The sequence below is a fragment of the Nocardiopsis sp. NPDC101807 genome (assembly GCF_044766605.1).
GTDB lineage: Bacteria > Actinomycetota > Actinomycetes > Streptosporangiales > Streptosporangiaceae > Nocardiopsis > Nocardiopsis tropica.
This window is the reverse complement of the sequence record NZ_JBIWMK010000001.1, coordinates 330,299-348,872: the sequence shown is the minus strand read 5'-3', so window position 1 is coordinate 348,872 and position 18,574 is coordinate 330,299. Positions and strand designations below refer to the sequence as shown.

Here is an 18,574-nt window from a genome sequence, read left to right as displayed (position 1 = left end):
GTCGGCATGGCGGTCGCCTCTCGGCGCGGGGCACAACGGGGCTCCTGGCCGTACGGTCACCCGCCCGAGGGCGGGGCCGGACGCGGTATTCCGCGAAGGCAATAGTTGAGGCCCGGGGGACACTTGCTACCACACCGACCAACAGTGACTCTAACCCATCGGCAGACGCCGTTGTTCCGCTACGGGGCGGCGATCGCACATGCGCAATCTCACGATGGGAACCCGACCCGGGCGGGAAGGGGGTGCGGCCGGTCCCGCAGAGGGGCGCGGGACCGGCCCGGGAAGCTCACACGCCCGGGCGGACCTGGCGTGCGATGCTGGTCTGTTCCTCGCGGGAGCGCAGCTTGAGGCGCTTGCGGCCGCGCTCGGCCCCCAGCTCCTCCTCGCGGGCCTCGATCCGCTGCCAGCCCTCCCAGGTGGTGTAGTCCACGCCGCGCTCCTCCAGCAGGGACCGGAAGGCGACCGGGTCGGGCTCGGCGGCGGGGGTGAAGGACTCGCGGTCGGCCACCAGGTTGGTGACCGTCTCCAGGGCGTCGCCCTTGGTGTGGCCGATGAGGCCCACGGGACCGCGCTTGATCCACCCCGTGGCGTAGACGCCGTCGATGTGGTTCTCGTCCAGGTCCAGGACGCGGCCGCCCGTGTTGGGGACGACGCCGCGCTCCTCGTCGAAGGGCAGGTCGGCCAGGGGCGACCCCAGGTAGCCGATGGCCCGGTAGACGGCCTGCACCTCGTGGTCGACGTACTCGCCGGTCCCGCGGACGCCGCCCTCGCCGTCCAGCTCCATGCGCTCGGTGCGGAAGCCGGTGACCCGGTCCTCGCCGAGGATCTCCACGGGGCTGTGCAGGAAGTGCAGGTGCAGGCGGCGCTCGGCGCCGCGCGGGTCGCGGATCGCCCAGTTCTGGAGGACCTTGACGTTGGTCTTGACCTGGTTGGACTCCTCGCACGAGCGGAGGCTGCCCTCGTCCATGTCGAAGTCCTCGGGGTACACGATGACCTCGACGCCGGGCTGCTTGTCGAGCTCGCGCAGCTCCATCGGCGTGGCCTTGCACTGGGCGATGCCGCGGCGGGCGAACACGTGGACGTCGGTGATCTGCTTGGCGCGCAGGCCCTCGTACACGTTGTCGGTGATGTCGGTGTCCAGCAGGTCGTCCGCGCTCTTGGCGAGGATGCGCGCGACGTCGACGGCGACGTTGCCCGCGCCGATCACGGCGACGCTGGTGCCCTCGACGTGCCAGGAGGGCGGGACGTCGGGGTGGGAGTCGTACCAGAAGACGAAGTCGGCGGCGCCGTGGCTCCCGGGCAGGTCCACGCCGGGGATGTCCAGCGGCCGGTCGCGGTCGCTGCCGGTGGAGAAGACGACCGCGTCGTAGTGGCGGCGCAGGTCCTCCAGCTTGAGGTCCACGCCGTACTCGACGTTGCCGTAGAAGGTGATCTCCGGCTTGTCGAGGATCTTGTGGAGGGCTCCCTGGATCTGCTTGATCCGGGGGTGGTCCGGTGCGACGCCGTAGCGGACCAGGCCGTAGGGGGCGGGCAGCTTGTCGAGGATGTCGATGCTGACGGACGTGCCGCACGCGGACAGGGTCTCGTCCTTGGTGAGCAGGTCCGCGGCGTAGATCCCCGCAGGCCCCGCACCCACGATTCCCACTCGCAGTGGTCGCGTCATCGCACAGCTCCAAGTCTTCGCGCCAGAGTCGGACGCCATCAAAAGGTAAGGCTTGCCTAATCTATCCGGTGTTGGCACCGGGAAAACCTACTATAATGGTAGACAATTCCGCTCCCGCCTCCAGGGGCGTGGAAGGGGCCCGGCCCCGCCCTGGGGGCGGACGCCCCTGGTGGGGGCGGGGTCCGCGGTGCCCCGCGGACGTCACCCGTGGTCCTCAATCAGGGGTCAACGCCCCGTCACGGGCGAATCAGCCCCCGTGCGCCTGTGGGGAAAGTCACCCCTGTTCGAGCTCGGCCTTGACCGACGAGGCGAACCGCGGCACCCGGTCCTGGCCGGAGAGCTTGGCGATGGCGTCCATGACGGCGTCCGTCGCCTCCCGGCGCGGACGCGCCTTGTGGGCCTCGCCCTTCCAGGGCGACAGGTCCACCGGCTCGCCGAAGCGCACCCCCACCCGGTTGAGGGAGGGGACCTTGCGGCCGGGGGGCAGGATGCGCTCGGTGCCGGTCAGGGCCACCGGCACCACGGGCGCGCCCGTGGTCAGCGCCAGCCACGCCAGCCCCGTCTGTCCCTTGTACAGGCGCCCGTCGGGGGAGCGGGTGCCCTCGGGGAAGATGCCGAAGACCTCTCCGCCCTCCAGGACGGCCAGGCTGTTGTCCATGGCCTCCTGGGCGCTCTCGCCGGGGCGCCGGTCCACCGACAGCTGGCCGATGGCGCGCAGGGCGCGGGCGAAGAGGCGCCGGGGCAGGGTGCCCTCGTCGAAGAGCTCCTGCTTGGCGATGAAGCGGACCGGCCTGCGGCAGGCCACGCCGATGAAGAGCGGGTCGATCAGCGCGAGGTGGTTGGAGGCCAGGATCACCGGCCCCGTCGAGGGGACGTGGGCCGCGCCCTCCACGCGCTGCGGCCACACCACGCGGGTGGCCGGCGCGATGACGGCCTTGGCGGCTGCGTAAAGTGACACCATGAGGTCGCCTCTTCTCGGTGGGTAGTGGGTCCGTGGGGTGTACGGACTTCCCGAGGGCTCCCGATGGTCCGCGCGCCCTCGAGCCTAGCGGGGGTCGGGAGCGGGAGGCGGGGCCGAGGCGCGGCCGGGCCTGTTCCCTCGGACACTGCCGTGCCGTGGGTCACACGCGCTACGCTGATGGTCTAGACCTCTGGCGCAGGTCGGGGGCCCAGCATCCGGACGCGCTCGTGAAGCGAGGAAGAACAGCCATGCCGAAACTGGTCGACGTCAGCCACCAGATCACCGACGGGATGACCACCTCTCCGGGCATCCCCCGGCCGGCCGTCAGGGAGGGGGCCGCCGTCCCCGGCGCCGTGCCCGGCCACGGCGACAGCAGCGGCCGCGTGACGATGGTGGGAGCCACGGGCACCTACGTCGAGATGCCCGCCCACCGCTACCGCGACGGCGCCGACCTCGCCGACCTGGACCTGGCGCGCGTGGCCGGCCTTCCCGGCAGGGTCGTCACCGCCGCGTCGTCCCCCGAGATCGGCCCGGAGGCCTTCGGCGGCCTCGACCTGCGCGGTCGCGCGGTGCTCGTGCGCACGGGGTGGGACAGGCACTGGCGGACCGAGGCCTACGGCCGTTTCGACCACCCGCACCTGACCGAGACCGCCGCCAAGGCCCTCGTGGAGGCCGGGGCCGTCCTGGTGGGCATCGACTCGGTCGGCGTGGACGACACCTCGCCCGCCGCGGAGGGGGCCAGGCCCGCGCTGGCCGTCCTCCTCGCCGCGGGGATCCCCGTCGTCTCGCACCTGTGCCTGCTCGACCAGCTCCCCGAGGAGGGGTTCACCTTCTTCGCCGCGCCCCCCAAGGTCCGCGGGATGGCGGCCTTCCCCGTGCGGGCCTTCGCCCTCACCGACTGACCGCCGCCGGACGCGTGCCGGGGACCGCGCTCCCCGGCATCCGTCCGCCCCGGCACACGGCGCCCGGCGTCACAGGTCGGCGTCCACGTCCTTCTGGGCCCGGTTGCGCTCCCGCTGGGCCCGCCGCTCGACCTCCTGCTGGGCGGCGCGCTCGTCCTGGGCGACGGCGCTGGTCATCGAGTTCGACAGTGCCCGCAGCTCCATGTTGATCCGGGGGTAGGCGGCCAGCCGCGGCAGCGCGCCCAGCCGCGGCGTGCGGCGCTCCTCTATCGCCGAGATCAGCTCGCCGAACGCCAGGTCCACCCTCTGGAGCGTGATGACGCCCACCGGTTCGGGCTTGCGGTCCTGCGCCAGCGCCGCCAGGGCGAGGTAGCCGATGCGCTGGGTGGCCACGACCACGGGCCACAGCGGCCGGGTCGAGGCGGCGCGCGGGACGTCGCCGATGGCGCTCTCGTACACGCCGCGCAGGCTCACCAGGGCCGCGCGCATGTCGCGCCGGAGCCGGTAGCGGCGCCCGGAGCCGATCTCCACCTCCTGGTCCAGCACCGCCAGCATGCACTGGCGCGTGGTCCCCAGCACGCCCGCGATGGCCTGCGGAAGCCGCGTCGCCGACGCCTTGCGCCACAGGAGCAGCGAGCCCGCCATGCCGAACGCGGACCCCACCACGGTGTCGATGATCCGCGACTCGGCCAGCGCGGTGATGGGGTGCGGCGAGGCCGTGTAGGACAGCAGCAGCGCCATCGGGGTCAGCAGCACCGAGGCGTAGAGGAAGTTGCGCCCCACCACCAGCTGCGTGGCCCCCTGGAGCACCCCGGCCAGCACGATGACCGCCGCCAGCGGCAGGTCGAGCGTCAGCAGCCCGGCGCCGGCGACCACGCCCAGCAGGGTGCCCAGCGAGCGCTGCACCGAGCGGTTCATCGTGAGCACGACGTTTCCGGCCTGGAGGACCGCCGTCGTGGTCAGCGCCACCCAGTAGTAGTGGTCCAGGCCCAGCCACAGGCCGAACGCCCCCGCCGCGGTGACCGTCACCCACATGCGCAGCGCGGTCGGGCGGATGAGCGAGTCCCCGCTCAGGCTGGAGCGCAGGGCGCCCCACAGCGCGGGGTAGCGCTCGTCGTGCAGGGTCTCCGTGCGCTCGTCGTCCTCCTCGTCCTGGCTCGCGCGCCGCGCCGAGTGCGCGGCCCGGGAGAGCAGCGAGTAGAGCCTGGCCTCCAGCGAGCGCGGGCGCATGCCCCGGCGCAGTTCGTCCAGGGAGTCGGGGTCCGGGGCACGGCCGGGGTCGGCCACGGCCAGGGCCAGGGCGTCGGCGTACTCCGAGACCTCCTCCGGGAGCGGGGAGGGGCGCGCCATGCACACCTGCGTCGCGGCCAGGTGGATGTCGGACACCCACCGGAGCAGGGCGCGCAGCCTGGCGGCCTCGGCCGTGGTGCGGTAGCCGCGGGTCTGTCCCAGGAGGACGATGCGCCAGGCGTCCGCGAGGGTCGTCGACGCCTTGTGCTGGGCGTGGTCCAGGTCCGGGGTTCCCACGGAGCGCAGCAGGGAGCCCAGCGCGCGGAAGGCCGCGGCCACCGCCTGGTACTCGGGGTGCCGGGCGCGCAGGGGCGCCCCCGACATGGAGACGGCCCACCCGACCGCCGCGCCCAGGGCCGCGACCAGGGCGTGCAGGGGCACGTCGGCCAGGGTCCCGGGGGCGATCGTGGAGATGGTCGCGACCAGCACGAAGAACATCGGCCCGGGCTTGTCGACCCGCCAGGCCGCGCAGACCCAGGTGGCGACCCCGGCGGTCAGGCCGATGGAGGCCACCGCCGCCCACGGGGACAGGGACGCGGCCATGGAGTTGACCGCGACGGCGGCGACGAAGCCCAGGCCCACCAGGGCCAGGGCGGCGGAGCGGTAGGCGTAGGGGGTCTTCTTCTCGTACAGGACGGTCATGGACCCCAGGGCGGCCAGGGTGCCGATCTGCGGGCCGAAGACGAGGGCGGCCAGGGCGAACGACACCGTCATCGCGATGGTGGCCTGGGCCGCGGTGGTCCACGCCCACGCCCCGGCCTCCAGGCCGAAGACGGCCTTCAGGTCCACGCGGGGGCGGGGGCGCTCTCCGACCTGGGCCCGCCGGGGCCCCTTGTCCGCGTCCGCGCCGGGGCCGCCGTCGGAGGCGTGGGAACCGCCCAGGTTCATCGGCCCGGTGTCTCCTGTGGTTCCCAGATCTCGCACGGCTTCCATCCTAGACCGGGATGAACCGGTACTTAGGTGACTACTTGGACGACTGTTGTACCGCAGCGGCGGCCGAGGCGACAGCCTCGTCGCGCTCCGCCTCCGCCCGCTCGGCACGCTCCACCGCCCTGTCCCGGGCCTCCTTCGCCAGGGAGAGGCGGGCGGCGGCGGCCTCCCTGGACTCCGCGAGGGTCAGCTCGGCGTTGCGGCGCTGGGAGTCGAGCTCCGCGGACAGGCGCTCGCGGTCGGCCGTGAGCCGGTCGAGTTCGGCCGCCAGGCGCTCGCGCTCGGCCGCCGCGGCCGCGCGGTCGGACTCCAGCCGCTCCTGGGCGCGGGCCAGCTCGGCGCCGAACCGCTCCCGCTCGGCGGACAGGTCCTCGGCCGACCGGAGCGCCTGCGCCTCGGCGCGCTCCGCGCGGGCCAGCGCGCTCTCCGCCGCCAGGACCGCCTCGTCGCGGCGGCGCGCGTGCTCCGCGGTCTCGGCGCGCAGCCCCTCCGCCTCGGCCCTGGCGTGCTGCACCCTCCGAGCGGCGTCGGCGCGCTCGCGGTCGAGCTCCTGCGCCGCCCGGGCGGTGATATCGGCGATCCGGCGCTCGGCCGAGGCCAGCCCGGCGTTGGCCTCCGCGGTGGCGGCGTCCCGCTCGACGGCGGCGGCGCGGGCCGCGGCCTCCTGCCGGTCACGCTCCTCCCGGGCGGCGTCCCGGGCGGCCAGGGCCTCGTCGGCCATCCGCTCGGCCTCCTGGGCGGCGGCCACGGCGGAGGCGGCCGCGTCCTCCGCGACCCGGCGCGCGGCCTCGGCCTCGCGGCGGCGGTTCTCCGCCTCCAGCCGTGCCCCGTCGGCCTCCGCGGCGTGCCGTGCGCCCGCGAGGCGCGCCGCCTCCACCTGGGCCTCGGCGGCAGCCGGATCGGTCATGGTGGAGAAGGCCTCGGTCGCGGCCCGCAGGGTGGCGGTGAGCTGCTCGCTCTGCACGGCGAACCGGGTGAGGAGGTCGTCCGCGCGCAGGCGCGCGGCGGTGACGGGCTCGGCGCCCGGCGCGGGGGAGGGGCCGGGGGCCGGCTCCTGGGCGGCCCGCGCCTCCTCTTCCTTGCGCTCGGCCTCCTGGGCCTGGCGCTGGCGCTCCTTCCAGGCGCGCCACCGGGTGTGCTCCGGAAGTCCGCAGTACTGGGGAGGACGCCCGGGGGAGGACGCGCGGGGCACCGGCCGGTCGCAGCCGGGGAAGTTGCAGGTGTTGGAGTCGGAGGTGGCCACGGGGTGAGCGTAGCGGTTCGCCGCCGCCCGCCGCCGGGGTGTGTCGCCCTCCCGCGAGGTGGGGGGCGGCCTCCGGCGCGCCCGCGGCCCCGCCCCCGCCGGGCACGCTCCCCGCGGGGGCGTGGGGCGGCGCGTCGGCGTCATCGGCCCCGAGGAGCCGGACGGGACCGCGCAGCCGGGGTGGAGGGCGCCGCGCCCCGCACCGGACAGGATCGGTGCGGGGCGCGGCGGGGGCGCCTGCCGGGGCGCCCTCCGCGACCCGCGCCCAGGGGGCGGGCCCGGACGCCTCTGCGGCGCTCGCCGGGGGAGAGGGGCGTCAGTCGTGGGCGCCGAAGCCGTCCACGCGGCAGACCATGGTCGTCACGAAGGGGCGGAAGCCCTCGCGCTCCAGGAAGCTGATGTCCTCGGACGCGGTGGCCAGCGCGGAGAACTCGATGTCGCGGATGCCCATGGAGGCGAGCTGGCGGCGCACCTCCTCCAGCAGCTTCGACCCGACCCCGCTGGAGGCGTACTCCGGGTCGATCGCGAACGTCTGCACGACCGCGACCCGCGCCCCGCGGTCCCAGCTGCCCTGTGCGCTCTCGCGGATGGTGACCATCGCGTACCCCGCCAGGTCCTCGCCGCTCTCGGCGAGGATCGCCATGGTGTCGGGGTCCGACAGCCAGGACAGGTACTGGGCGCGGCGGCGCCGCCAGGACTCGTCCAGGCTCGTGGCGCCGATGATGTCCGACAGGTGCGGGGCGCTCAGGGTGTGCTGCTGGTGGAGGGCGCCCCACAGGTCCGCGAGCTCCTCCACCTCGTGCGCGCCCAGGTAGCGGAAGCTGAGGAGCCCGACGTCGGTCGTACGAGGTTTGGTCATCAGCGAAGTTTGCATGTTCTTCTCACCCGTTCCCACCAGCATTGGGTGCTGATCCCCCGGGGGCCCCGAGATGGGGACCCGTGGTTGAGCTGTGCTCCGACTGTACGTGCCGGTATCGACCCGCATGGGCGTGACACGAAAAAAAGAGATGCACGAGATCGCACTAGGAGAATTAGTTCGATTCTTTCCTTGGTAAACCCAGGATTCGCCCGGTGTTGGGCCACGCTTCGACAGTGTGCACGGAATCACCTTCCGAGCTGGGGCAACAGGACGGAAACCACACGGAAACCTGTTCGTACTGTCATAAGTTGGATCACATGATCGACGTTCGGCGGTTGCAGCTCCTCCAGGCACTCGAACACCACCGCACGGTGGCGGCGACGGCGGAGGCGCTCAACGTGACCCCGTCGGCGGTCTCCCAGCAGCTCGCCGTCCTGGCCAAGGAGGCCGGGGTCCCCCTCGTCGAACGCCAGGGCCGCCGCTTCCTGCTCACCGGCGCCGCGCGGGTGCTGCTCCAGCGCGCGCACGTCATCTTCGCGGAGATGGAGCGGGCCACCGCCGACCTCGCCGAGTACGCGAAGGGCGACCGCGGCGTCATCCGCGTCGGCTCCTTCTCCACGGGGATCAGCGACCTCGTGGCCCCGGCCCTCGCGCGCCTGCGCACCAGCCACCCGGAGTGGTCGTTCGAGGTCGTCCAGGCCGAGCCCGAGGAGAGCGCCGAGATGGTGCGCTCCGGGCGCCTGGACGTGGCCCTGACGATGTCCACCCGGTACCTGCCCGCCTCGGGCGACCCCGACTTCCGGGTCGACCCCGTCATGGTGGAACTGCTCGACGCGATCCTGCCCTACCAGCACCCGCTGGCCGCCCGCACCAGCCTCCACCTGGCCGAGGACCTGTCCGACCAGGACTGGATCATGTCCGCGCCCGGCACCGCCTGGCACGAGTGCGTGTCCGGCGCGGCCAACCAGGCGGGCTTCCAGCCGCGCGTGGTGCACACCGTCGACGACTTCAGCGCCGTCTTCGCCCTGGTGCAGGCCGGACTGGGCATCGCCCTGATGCCGAGGCTGGCCTGGACGGGGCTGCACGCGCCCCAGATCGTCGTGCGGGGCGTGCGCGAGACGGCGCGCAGGCACATCGTCGCCCTGTCCCGCGCCGGCTCGTCCCCCGAACCCCTGCTCACCGCCGTCCGGGAGGCCGCCAGCAAGGTCCCGGTGCCGTCCGTGGGCCCCTTCGCCATCGCGGGCTGACCGGCGCCCGCCCGGGACACCGCCCCGGGCTCAGGCGGGCAGCGGCGGGACGTCGTCCAGGACCTCCCCGGCCGCCTCGTGCAGGTACCGCGCCACCAGCTGGATCGGCCGCCACGCCCACCCGCCGGTGCGACCGGCCAGGAAGACCTCCCTGACCCCGCCCAGCTCGCCCAGGGGCGCGTGCGCCACGCCGCGGCGGGTCACCGCCGCCAGGCGCGGGGCCACGCCGATGCCCAGCCCCGCCGCGACCAGCTCCTCGAACAGCTCCATGGTGTCGACGCGGTGCGCGATGCGCGGCGTGAAGCCCGCGTCGGCGCACATCCGCTGCACCAGCGCCTCCTCGTCCCCCCGGTAGGGGCTGGCGATCCACGACGCCCCCGACAGCTCCCGCAGCCGCCGCCGGGTCAGGGTCCGGCTGTCCGCGCCCTCGGACGGCTGGGACAGGAGCAGCTCCTCGCAGCCGATCGGGCGCACCGTCAGGGTTCCCGGGAAATTCCGGGGGAGAAGGCTGTACTGGTACACGACCCCCAGATCCGCGCCCCCGGTCTGGAGGAGGGTGAGCGCGTGCTCCGACTCGTGCTCGGTCAGCTGGACCTCGATGCCGGGGTGGTCCTGGCGCAGGCGCCGCAGGGCGGGAAGCACCACGGGCGCGGCGCTCGTGTACATCACCAGGTCGACGCGGCCGACGGGTTCGCCCTCGCCCTCGAACTCGGCCCGGGCCGCCTCCACCCGCGCCAGGATGTCCACCGCGTGCTCGGCGAGCCGCCGCCCCGCCGGGGTGAGGCGCACGCGGCGGCCGTCGGGCGCCAGGAGGGGGACGCCGGCCTCCTTCTCCAGGACGGCGAAGTGTTTGGAGACCGCCGACGTGCTCATGCCTGTGACCTCGGACACTGCGGCCATCGTGCCCAGGCGCTCCAGTTCCACGAGCAGGCCCAACCGGGTGAAATCCATCCACCGAAACTACACGGTCCATCAACCATCGGTCCGTGGACAGAAACGAACCTCTCGGATCCAATGGTCGGGTGATCCCCTCATTCGTGTCCTCGCTGCGCCGTGCCCGCCCCCCGGTCCCGGCACCGTTCATGCTGCTCGTCGGCATGTTCACCCTGCACACCGGCAGCGCCCTGGCCGTCACCGCGTTCGCGCACGCCAGCCCCGCCACCGTCACCTGGCTCAGGCTGACGTGGGCGGCGGTCCTGCTGCTGGCCCTCGGCGGTCGCTCCCTGTGGCGCGCCGTGCGCGCGGCGACGCCCCGCGAACTGGGGGCCGTGGTGATCCTGGGCACGGCGAGCGCGGGGATGATGCTGTTCTACTCCGAGGCGACGGCGCGGATCGAGCTCGGCGCCGCCACCTCGATCGAGTTCCTCGGCACCCTCGTCGTGGCCGTGGCCGCCATGCGCCGCCGGCGCGAACTCGTGTGGATCGCCGCGGCCGTGCTCGGCGTGCTCTGCCTCACCCGGCCCTGGCGGGGGGACCTCGACCTGGCCGGGGTCGGCTTCGCCCTGGCGGGGGCGGTCTGCGTGGTCGCCTACATCGTGCTGACCCAGAGGGTGGGCGCCGGCTTCGGGGCGGTGCACGGCCTGGCGCTGGCCATGACGGTGGGATCGCTGGTCAGCGCGCCCTTCGGGGCGCCCGCCGTGTTCGCCGCCCCGGACGTGGACCTGATCCTGTTCACGCTGGTGATCGCGCTGCTCTTCCCGATGGTGCCGTTCCTGCTGGAGATGGTCGCGCTCCAGCGGATGGGCCGGACCGCCTACAGCACCTTCTCCAGCCTGGAGCCCGCGGTCAGCCTGGTGATGGGCCTGGTCGTCATCGGCCAGGCGCCCGTGGCCGTGCAGGTCGTGGGCATGGCGCTGGTGGTGGTCGCCGGGGTCGGGGCGGCCCGGGGAGACCGGAGCGACCGGCCCGCGGTGCCCGGCCCGGAGGCCGTGCGCCGGAGCCGCGAGGGCGAGGGCGTCGCCGGGGCGTCGGCGGAGCCTCCCGCCGAGGGCCGGGACGGGCCCGTGTTCCCGACCGGCCTCGGGGCCCCCGAGGCGGGGCCGGGGGAGTCGCCCGGGCCCCGCGAGGCCGACCGGGCCGCCTGAACCGCCGGGCCCGTCGGTCGCCGGAGGGGCCACCGTCCCTGCGCGAGGGCCCCGGTCCTGCCGTGTTCACCCGGGATCGCCGGTCCGCTCCTCCCGGAGCGCGAAGACGTCGCCCGCGCGGAAGAACCGCACACCGCGCGGGTTCCTCGCGCAGACGAGGCGTCCGCGGTCCGACCAGCGCCTGACCGTGGAGGCCCCGACCCCCAGGGCCAGGGCGGCCTCCCCGGTGAACAGGTAGAAGTCGGGCCCGGTGGCGAGGACCTCCTCCAGGTCGTACCGGTGGTTCACGGCCGACCGCGGGGGAGCGAACGCCGCGGCTGCTTCCTTCGACTTGCGCTCTTGTTTCATGCCACCAAAGTGGCCTCTGCCGGTCAGGTTGCTCCACCGATCGACGGGTTTCGGGATACGCCGGACACGCGGGTGGAAGGCGTTGCACAATGATTCCCGTGAAGCCCCCTCATTTCCCCGATGTGCTCCGCCGCCACCTCCAGCTCAGCGGGATGACCCAGGCCGCGCTGGCCTCCCACTCGCGTGTCTCACAGGCGTCCTTGTCCCGGTACCTCTCCGGAAAGACGAATCCGACGCGCGGGGCGGTGGACGCGCTCGATCAGGCCCTGGAGGCGAACGGCGCCGTCCTCGCGGCGTGGAAGGAGGAGGTCAGGGACGACCTTCCCCCATTCCTGAGGGATGTCGACACATTGGAGCGGGAGGCACTCCGGATTGATCTCGTTTCGCCGGTCACGGTTCCGGGCTTGTTGTGGTGCCAGGCGTATGCACGTCTGGTGTATCGCGCTGGTAGAAAAGTCCAGGACGTCGAACGGCTCGCGCAGTTGCGGTCCGAGCGCTTGGGTCACCTGTCCTCAGATATCTGGGCGGTTTTTCCTGTAACGGCATTGACGGGTGTCCCGGACGCGGTTCGTGCTGATCAAGTCAAACACCTGCTGTCACTCCCGGAATGGGTGTCGCTTCACTTGGTCCCGGAGAAGAGTCTGCTTCTGGGCATCCCCGGCCCGATCATGGTGTTCCAGCTCCGGGACGGTCGACATGTCGTGACGAGTGACCACTTGGAGGGGAATCAGGTCTATGGAGACGCGGTTCTTCCCAGGGTGACCGAGTTGCTCCGAGACGCGTACGCGCTAGCGTTGCCTCACAAGACCACCCGTGAACTGCTAGGGGAACTGCTGTGACTGCTGACTGGTTCAAATCCTCCTACTCCGCGAACAGTGGAGCATGTGTGGAGGCTCGTCTCTCCGAGATCGGTGCGGACGTCCGCGACACGCAGAACCGCGATGCGGGGACCCTCTCCTTCCCCTCCGGCGAGTGGCGCGCGCTGCTGGCCGCCGAGGGCCGCTAGCCGCTGCCGCCCGTCGGCGCCGTGCCCGCCGATCGTCAGACCGGGCGGTAGGGCGTGCCGGGTCCCGGGAGAGGGGTTCTCCCATGTCCGAAAACTGTGAGACGCGACACTTCTGCGGCGGAAAAGCGGGGGGATTCAGGCGGAAACCGGCGGGCGTCACCACGCCGGAGGGGGCCTGAGCAGGGCATACCGTCACGTAGTGTATGGGAACCGGTCCTGAGCTGGGATTTCCCCTCGCGTATCGGACGGTCCCCATGCACTAGCTTGGTGCGATCATGGCCGCGAAATCTGATCTCGAACTCCTGCGCGCCCACGAACCCGTGCTCATGTGCACGAAGGGGGAACTCTTCTTCCCCACCGACGTGGACGCCTACGTACGCAATTGCAGCCTGTGGATCGAGGAGCCCGGCGGACGCGAACGCGTCCTGGTCCCCGCGGGGGAGCTGACCCTCGACCGTCTGTCCCAGGCCGAGGAGGAGTGGCCCGAGCGCCACAAGCACCTCCGCTTCGTCCAGGAGGAGACCCTGCGCGAGGAGGCCCGCCGCTACAAGGGCGTCGCCCGCTCGGTCATCCCCAAGAGCGGCCGCCTCGCCGCCGTCGGCGTCCTGGGCCGGGTCCTCGACATCCTCATGAAGCTCTCCCTGCTCATCCGGGGCGCCGTCCCCGGCGGCGTCACCTTCGCGGCGGTGACCCGGTACCGGGAGCGCGTCGACAACGGCGGCGCCACCTACTACGGCCGGGTGTCCCGCGAGGGCGGCTACATCATCCTCCAGTACTGGTTCTTCTACGCGATGAACGACTGGCGGACCATCTACGGCGGGGTCAACGACCACGAGGCCGACTGGGAGCGCGTCACCGTCTACGCCGTCGAGAACCCCGACGGCACCACGCGCCCCGTCTGGGTCGGCGCCTCCTCGCACGAGTACCACGGCGACGACCTGAGGCGCAGCTGGAACGACCCCGACCTGCACCGGGACGGCGACCACCCGATGGTCTACGTCGGCGCGGGGTCGCACTCCCACCAGATGCTCCCCGGCGACTACCTCATCCAGGTGGACCCCTCCTTCCTGCGCGGCATCATCCGCGTCTGGCAGTGGATCGCGCACCGCGTCTTCCGCGCGGACAGCGCGATCAACCGCCACGGCATCGGCGTCCCCTTCGTCGACTACGCGCGCGGCGACGGCGAACGCCTCGGCCCCGGCGGCGACCGGGAGTGGTACGCCGTCCTGATCGACGACGACACCCCCTGGCTCAAGGGCTTCCGCGGCCTGTGGGGGCGCGACACCCGCGACTTCTTCGACGGGGAGCGCGCGCCCAGCGGCCCCCGCTACGAGCGCGACGGCACCATCCGCCGCTCGTGGGCGGACCCGCTGGCCTGGGTCGGCCTCCAGAAGGTGGCGCCGACCGAGGTCGCCGCCCGCGCCGAACTCCGCTCCCACGTGGAGGTGCTGGACGAGCGGATCCGCGAGATGGAGGCCGACGTCCTGCGCCGCCGCCACGAGCTGCGCCAGCTCGACTCCGCCCGCATGGCCCTGTCCCGGGAGGCGCACTCCCGGCCGCGCGCCCGCGAGTACACCGAGCAGATCGAGGCCCTGGAGGAGGAGCTGGCCCAGGTCTACGAGAAGCGCGTCCTGACCGCGGACGAGCGTGACACCCACCTGCGGGCCCTGGCCTCCGACACGCCCCTGGTGCCCACGCCGACCGGGCACCTCAAGGCCCCGCACCTGCCGTACTCCTCCGGCCAGCAGCGCACCACCCGCTTCCTGCACCTGTGGGTGGCCCTGAGCACCCCGCTCCTGCTGGTGTCCCTGGCCCTGCCCATGTTCCTGCTGGACGGGCAGTTCACGCTCTACGCGATGCTCGGGGTCGTGGTGGCCTTCGCCGCCGTCGACTCGGTCGCCCGCCGCAAGTTCATCCAGTACCTCACCGGCCTGGCGATCGCGGCCTTCGTGATCGGGCTCGCCGTCGGGATCGTGGCCGCGTTCATCGCCGACTGGCGGATCGCGATCGCCGTCCCCATCGCGGTCATCGTGGTGCTCCTGCTCGTGGTCAACATCCGCGAACTCCTGCGCCGCTGACCCCGTCGCCCCCGCGGCCCCGCCGCGGGGGCGGGGCCCTCCGCCGCACAGGTCAGTCGCGCGGGGTGGTCGTCGTCCCGTCCAGCATCGGCACGAGCGCCGCGGGCAGGACGGGCACATGTTCCTGGCGCGTGGTGCACCACTTCTTCTCCTCGTCGGAGGAGAGTCTGCGCTCCTTGGCCACCAGCATCCCCTCGGGGCGGCCGTCGGTGGCCTGGCCGGTGATCGTGGCCGTTCCCCAGAGGGCCGTTTTGGCGTCGTCGAGCAGCATCCAGATCTCGCCCTCGAGCGTCTGCAGGGTGGGGCTGCGCTCCAACCACCCCATGTGCCGGGACGGGACGGTCACCGCCGTCGTGTCGGTGAAGGTCTTGGACATGGTCCAGGAGACGCTGTAGGACATCGAGAACGACGCCGTGAGAACGTCCTCGAACCCCACCGACGCGCTGGCGGAGAGCGTCAGACCGTGCGTGGTCGACACCGTCTGCGACCATCCCACCGAGCGGCCGACCGGAGAACCGGTGCAGTTGACGACGGCGTCGCCGACCGCCTTGAACCCGCCCGGCCAGAACTTCAGCCGCTCCGAACGGACCAGTATCGCCTTCCGCCACTTGGAGTCCTTCAGGCACTCCTCCAGGAGGGAACGCGCGTCCGACCTGGTCCAGTCCACGCGGTCGACGGACACCGGCTTGAGGGGCTGCTTGGTGGCCGGATCGGCCCCGAAGCCGCGGATCCGCTCGTCGGTCCCGGTGTTGTCGGGGAGGCGGATCTCGGGCCAGGTCCCCGCCCCTCCCTCCCGGTGGCCGGCCTGGGCCGGTACCGCTCCCCCGACGGCCCCGGCCTCCTGCGCCGCGCTGCGCCGTCCCATGGTCGCCTCCTCACGGTCGTGGACTCCCCGCGAGAGCCCCGCCCACCCGACTACCCGCGCGTTCGCGCCGCTCACCGCACATGGAGGCGAATTGGGAGGATGCATACGCGCGGTGGCGGACCGTGCCGGCGTCCGGCCTCCCCGCGGAACCCTCCCCGGGGGCCGCGGTTGGCGCCGGGGCCCCGCGCGGGGACGATGGGGGTATGAGCGACGCGTTGTTCGGCTCCCCGCCGGTGGAGGTGGCCCCCGGCGCCGTGCACCTGCCCGGATGGCTGGACGGGGACGCCCAGGCCGACCTGGTCCGCCGCTGCCGCGACTGGGCCCGCGGCCCCGCCGGGATGCGCCGGCACCCGATGCCCCGCGGAGGGGTGATGAGCGTGCGGATGGTCGGCCTCGGCTGGCACTGGCAGCCCTACTCCTACTCCCGCACCCTCCCCGACGGCACACCGGTCCGGCCCTTCCCGGCGGTCCTCGCGGACCTGGCCGCCCGCGCGGTCGAGGCCGCCTACGGCGCCCCGCCCGGGCCCGGCGCCGACCCCTACGACGTGGCGCTGGTCAACTTCTACGACGCCGACGCCCGCATGGGCATGCACCAGGACAGGGACGAGCTCTCCCGCGAACCCGTCGTCTCCCTCAGCCTCGGCGACACCTGCGTCTTCCGCTTCGGCAACACCGAGACACGCACCCGCCCCTACACCGACGTCGAACTGCGCAGCGGCGACCTCTTCGTCTTCGGCGGCCCCTCCCGCATGGCCTACCACGGCGTTCCGCGCACCCGGCCGGGGACCGCCCCGTCCCCCCTCGGGCTGGCCGGGCGGCTCAACATCACCGTCCGCGCCTCCGGGCTGGAGGGCTGACCGCTCCCGGTTCGCCCGGGCGTGGCGTGTCGGCGCGCCCCGGCCCGCGCGCCCCGCCAGGATCGGGCACAGTACCCACCGCCCGGGAGGGAACCCCATGCACGACTCCTCGCCCGAACGCGTGATGGCCCTGGGCCGCGAGGCCGCCCGGCTGCCGGCCCGGGACGCGCCCGGGACCGTCCGCGCCGTCCTCTACCGCGACGGGAGCCGGGAGGGCGAGTCCGACTCCGTCGAGGAGGCCCGCCGCGCCCTCGACCGCGACGGCGGGCTCATGGCCTGGATCAGCATGGACGAGCCCGACCAGGAGCAGCTCACCGACGCCGCCCGGCACTTCTCCCTGCCCAGGCTCGCCCTGGAGGACGCCATCGTCGCCCACCAGCGCCCCAAGGTCGAGACCTACGGCGACGTCCTGTTCGTCGTGCTGCGGCCGGCGCACTACGACCGGGACCGGGAGACCGTCGAGGTCGGCGAGCTCCACCTGTTCGCGGGCCGCGGCTTCGTCATCACCATCCGCCACCGGGGCCAGGTGGACGTCGAGGCCGTCCGGGACCGCCTGGAGGCCGAGCCGCGGGTCCTCGCCCACGGTTCCCTGGCCGTCGTCCTCGCGGTGATCGACCGGGTCGTGGACGCCTACGCGCCTGTCGTCTTCGACATCCAGGACGACATCGACGAGGTCGAGACCCAGGTCCTCGACAGCGCCCCGGAGGCCTCGCGCCGCACCTACCGCCTCGCCCGCCAGGTCATCGTCCTGCACCGCGCGGTCGACCCGCTCGACGTCGTCATGACCGACCTCATGACGCTCCTGGAGCGCCCCGAGGACGCCGACGCGGGGCCGCCCCACGTCCCCGCCGAGGCCCGGAGCCCGCTGCACAACCTCCTCCGCGACGTCGCCGACCACGTCAGCGCCGTGCGCGAGCACGCCGAGGGGTTCCGCCAGATCCTGCAGAACATCATGTCCGTCAACAGCGCCCTCATCGACCAGGCCCAGAACGAGGCCATGAAGAAGGTCTCCTCCTGGGGCGGCATCCTGGTCGTGCCCACCCTCATCGCCTCCGCGTACGGCATGAACATCCCGCCCGGGCCCGGGTTCGAGTGGATGTTCAGCTGGCCTCTGTCCCTCCTTCTGATGGCGCTCTCAAGCCTCACCCTCTACGTTGTGTTCCGACGCAACGGCTGGCTGTGAGGAGGGAACACGGTGCGCGACGGGGAATCCGCCGAACGCGAGGTGATCCGGCTGATGACGGGGGCGTGGGTGTCCAGGGCGGTCGCCACCGCCGTCGAGCTGGGGGTCCTGGACCGCCTCGGCGAGGGCCCCGCCGACACCGGCTCCCTGGCCGAGGGGCTCGGCCTGCACCCGGACCGGCTGGGCCGCCTGCTGCGGCTGCTGGCGGCCGTGGGCGTGGTCCGCGAGCGCGACGGCCTCCACGAGCCCACCCGGGTCGGCTCCCACCTGCGCCGGGGCCACCCCTCCGGGATGGCCGAGCTCGCCCTGCTCTACGACAGCGACATGTTCGGCGACTCGTGGGGGCGCCTGGCCGACGCCGTCCGCACGGGGCGGACCGCCTTCGGGGAGGCCCACGGCACCGACGTCTTCTCGTACCTGGAGCGGCGCCCCCGGGACGCGGCGCTCTACACCGCGGGCATGGCCGCGGGCGGCCGGTTCTCCACGCGGATCCCCCACGTGTACGACTTCGGCGGGGCGCGCACGGTCGTCGACCTCGGGGGAGGGGACGGCGAGCTCCTCGCCGCGGTCCTGGCCGCCGCCCCCGGCGCGCACGGTGTCCTGGTGGAGCGCCCGGCCGCGCTCGCCGCGGCCCGTGAGCGCCTCGGGGCGTTCGCGGACGCCGGACGGTGCGACCTGGTCGAGGGCGACTTCCGGGAGGGGGTCCCCGAGGGCGCCGACGTCTACCTGCTCAGTAGGGTGCTGCACAACTGGTCCGACGAGGACGCGCGCGGGCTGCTGCGCCGCTGCCGCCGGTCCATGGCCCCCGGCGGCAGGGTGCTCGTCGCCGAACGCATCCTGCCCGACGAGGGCCGTCCCTGGCTGTCGCTGGTCCTGGACGTGCACATGATGGTGATGACCCCGGGGGCCGAGCGGACCGAGCGCGGCTACGAGGAGCTGCTGCGCTCCGCCGGGCTCACCACGCGCGAGATCCTCGACCTGCCGCTGGAGATGCGGCTCCTCGTCGCCGGACCCGTCCCGCCCCCATGACCGCGGGGCGGTCCGCCCGCTCCGCCTCT

The 18,574-nt window shown here is 73.3% G+C and carries 17 protein-coding genes; 9 read left to right on the top strand and 8 right to left on the bottom strand.

What is annotated here, in order from left to right; translation table 11 throughout:
- Positions 1-286 precede the first annotated feature (286 nt).
- Both ACIRPH_RS01585 and ACIRPH_RS01580 read right to left on the bottom strand, forming a co-directional pair.
- On the bottom strand, positions 287-1,645 hold the full coding sequence (locus tag ACIRPH_RS01585) for an FAD-dependent oxidoreductase (RefSeq protein ID WP_402909447.1): 1,359 nt from the start codon (positions 1,643-1,645) through the stop codon (positions 287-289).
- A 292-nt stretch (positions 1,646-1,937) separates the two neighbouring features.
- Positions 1,938-2,621, bottom strand: coding sequence for a lysophospholipid acyltransferase family protein (locus ACIRPH_RS01580; RefSeq protein WP_402909445.1), 684 nt, complete (start codon positions 2,619-2,621; stop codon positions 1,938-1,940).
- A gap of 251 nt (positions 2,622-2,872) precedes the next feature.
- Between ACIRPH_RS01580 and ACIRPH_RS01575 the strand changes: the two genes are divergently transcribed.
- The gene (locus ACIRPH_RS01575) at positions 2,873-3,526 is read left to right on the top strand and encodes a cyclase family protein (protein WP_402908031.1); all 654 of its coding nucleotides are present in this window, start codon (positions 2,873-2,875) and stop codon (positions 3,524-3,526) included.
- Between the two features lie 69 nt (positions 3,527-3,595).
- Here the strand turns inward: ACIRPH_RS01575 and ACIRPH_RS01570 are convergent, their stop codons facing one another.
- From ACIRPH_RS01570 to ACIRPH_RS01560, 3 genes are all read right to left on the bottom strand, one after another.
- A complete protein-coding gene (locus ACIRPH_RS01570) occupies positions 3,596-5,704 on the bottom strand; it encodes an FUSC family protein (RefSeq protein ID WP_402909442.1) in 2,109 nt (702 codons plus the stop codon).
- Between the two features lie 76 nt (positions 5,705-5,780).
- Entirely contained in the window at positions 5,781-6,989 is a 1,209-nt protein-coding gene (locus ACIRPH_RS01565; protein WP_402908029.1) for a hypothetical protein, read from the bottom strand.
- 316 nt (positions 6,990-7,305) lie between these two features.
- Positions 7,306-7,848 carry a GNAT family N-acetyltransferase gene (locus ACIRPH_RS01560; protein ID WP_402908027.1) on the bottom strand — a complete coding sequence of 181 codons (543 nt, stop codon included), beginning with the start codon at positions 7,846-7,848 and terminating at the stop codon, positions 7,306-7,308.
- Between the two features lie 317 nt (positions 7,849-8,165).
- Here ACIRPH_RS01560 and ACIRPH_RS01555 point away from each other — a divergent pair, with 317 nt between their 5' ends.
- Complete coding sequence (locus ACIRPH_RS01555; protein ID WP_402908025.1) at positions 8,166-9,095, top strand: LysR family transcriptional regulator; 930 nt, start codon at positions 8,166-8,168, stop codon at positions 9,093-9,095.
- Between the two features lie 30 nt (positions 9,096-9,125).
- Here the strand turns inward: ACIRPH_RS01555 and ACIRPH_RS01550 are convergent, their stop codons facing one another.
- Positions 9,126-10,046: a LysR family transcriptional regulator gene (locus ACIRPH_RS01550; RefSeq protein WP_402908023.1), complete on the bottom strand. Its 921-nt coding sequence runs from the start codon at positions 10,044-10,046 to the stop codon at positions 9,126-9,128.
- Between the two features lie 71 nt (positions 10,047-10,117).
- On the opposite strand from ACIRPH_RS01550, the gene ACIRPH_RS01545 reads away from it, so the two are divergent.
- The gene (locus ACIRPH_RS01545; RefSeq protein WP_402908021.1) at positions 10,118-11,179 is read left to right on the top strand and encodes an EamA family transporter; all 1,062 of its coding nucleotides are present in this window, start codon (positions 10,118-10,120) and stop codon (positions 11,177-11,179) included.
- A gap of 66 nt (positions 11,180-11,245) precedes the next feature.
- On the opposite strand, the gene ACIRPH_RS01540 is transcribed toward ACIRPH_RS01545, so the two are convergent.
- Positions 11,246-11,527 carry a helix-turn-helix domain-containing protein gene (locus tag ACIRPH_RS01540; RefSeq protein WP_402908019.1) on the bottom strand — a complete coding sequence of 94 codons (282 nt, stop codon included), beginning with the start codon at positions 11,525-11,527 and terminating at the stop codon, positions 11,246-11,248.
- Positions 11,528-11,625: 98 nt separating this feature from the next.
- Here ACIRPH_RS01540 and ACIRPH_RS01535 point away from each other — a divergent pair, with 98 nt between their 5' ends.
- The 3 genes from ACIRPH_RS01535 to ACIRPH_RS01525 all read left to right on the top strand — a co-directional run bounded on the left by ACIRPH_RS01535 (position 11,626) and on the right by ACIRPH_RS01525 (position 14,611).
- Positions 11,626-12,366, top strand: a complete 741-nt coding sequence (locus ACIRPH_RS01535; RefSeq protein WP_402908017.1) for a Scr1 family TA system antitoxin-like transcriptional regulator — start codon at positions 11,626-11,628, stop codon at positions 12,364-12,366.
- A complete protein-coding gene (locus tag ACIRPH_RS01530) occupies positions 12,363-12,533 on the top strand; it encodes a DUF397 domain-containing protein (protein WP_402908015.1) in 171 nt (56 codons plus the stop codon). The genes ACIRPH_RS01535 and ACIRPH_RS01530 overlap by 4 nt, the downstream gene beginning before the upstream one ends.
- Before the next feature lie 275 nt (positions 12,534-12,808).
- The gene (locus ACIRPH_RS01525; RefSeq protein ID WP_402908013.1) at positions 12,809-14,611 is read left to right on the top strand and encodes a hypothetical protein; all 1,803 of its coding nucleotides are present in this window, start codon (positions 12,809-12,811) and stop codon (positions 14,609-14,611) included.
- Between the two features lie 52 nt (positions 14,612-14,663).
- On the opposite strand, the gene ACIRPH_RS01520 is transcribed toward ACIRPH_RS01525, so the two are convergent.
- Positions 14,664-15,476, bottom strand: a complete 813-nt coding sequence (locus tag ACIRPH_RS01520) for a hypothetical protein (protein ID WP_402908011.1) — start codon at positions 15,474-15,476, stop codon at positions 14,664-14,666.
- A 203-nt stretch (positions 15,477-15,679) separates the two neighbouring features.
- Between ACIRPH_RS01520 and ACIRPH_RS01515 the strand changes: the two genes are divergently transcribed.
- From ACIRPH_RS01515 to ACIRPH_RS01505, 3 genes are all read left to right on the top strand, one after another.
- The gene (locus ACIRPH_RS01515; protein WP_402908009.1) at positions 15,680-16,333 is read left to right on the top strand and encodes an alpha-ketoglutarate-dependent dioxygenase AlkB family protein; all 654 of its coding nucleotides are present in this window, start codon (positions 15,680-15,682) and stop codon (positions 16,331-16,333) included.
- 97 nt (positions 16,334-16,430) lie between these two features.
- The gene (locus ACIRPH_RS01510) at positions 16,431-17,516 is read left to right on the top strand and encodes a magnesium and cobalt transport protein CorA (RefSeq protein WP_402908007.1); all 1,086 of its coding nucleotides are present in this window, start codon (positions 16,431-16,433) and stop codon (positions 17,514-17,516) included.
- 54 nt (positions 17,517-17,570) lie between these two features.
- On the top strand, positions 17,571-18,545 hold the full coding sequence (locus ACIRPH_RS01505) for a methyltransferase (protein WP_402909439.1): 975 nt from the start codon (positions 17,571-17,573) through the stop codon (positions 18,543-18,545).
- Positions 18,546-18,574 lie beyond the last annotated feature (29 nt).

Excerpts from the sequence above, each read along its gene's own strand:
- ACIRPH_RS01575 (WP_402908031.1), top strand. The coding sequence starts at position 2,873 with ATGCCGAAACTGGTCGACGTCAGCCACCAGATCACCGACGGGATGACC.
- ACIRPH_RS01570 (WP_402909442.1), bottom strand. The coding sequence starts at position 5,704 with ATGAACCTGGGCGGTTCCCACGCCTCCGACGGCGGCCCCGGCGCGGAC.
- ACIRPH_RS01560 (WP_402908027.1), bottom strand. The coding sequence starts at position 7,848 with ATGACCAAACCTCGTACGACCGACGTCGGGCTCCTCAGCTTCCGCTAC.
- ACIRPH_RS01555 (WP_402908025.1), top strand. The coding sequence starts at position 8,166 with ATGATCGACGTTCGGCGGTTGCAGCTCCTCCAGGCACTCGAACACCAC.
- ACIRPH_RS01550 (WP_402908023.1), bottom strand. The coding sequence starts at position 10,046 with ATGGATTTCACCCGGTTGGGCCTGCTCGTGGAACTGGAGCGCCTGGGC.
- ACIRPH_RS01540 (WP_402908019.1), bottom strand. The coding sequence starts at position 11,527 with ATGAAACAAGAGCGCAAGTCGAAGGAAGCAGCCGCGGCGTTCGCTCCC.
- ACIRPH_RS01525 (WP_402908013.1), top strand. The coding sequence starts at position 12,809 with ATGGCCGCGAAATCTGATCTCGAACTCCTGCGCGCCCACGAACCCGTG.
- ACIRPH_RS01520 (WP_402908011.1), bottom strand. The coding sequence starts at position 15,476 with ATGGGACGGCGCAGCGCGGCGCAGGAGGCCGGGGCCGTCGGGGGAGCG.
- ACIRPH_RS01515 (WP_402908009.1), top strand. The coding sequence starts at position 15,680 with ATGAGCGACGCGTTGTTCGGCTCCCCGCCGGTGGAGGTGGCCCCCGGC.
- ACIRPH_RS01510 (WP_402908007.1), top strand. The coding sequence starts at position 16,431 with ATGCACGACTCCTCGCCCGAACGCGTGATGGCCCTGGGCCGCGAGGCC.
- ACIRPH_RS01505 (WP_402909439.1), top strand. The coding sequence starts at position 17,571 with ATGACGGGGGCGTGGGTGTCCAGGGCGGTCGCCACCGCCGTCGAGCTG.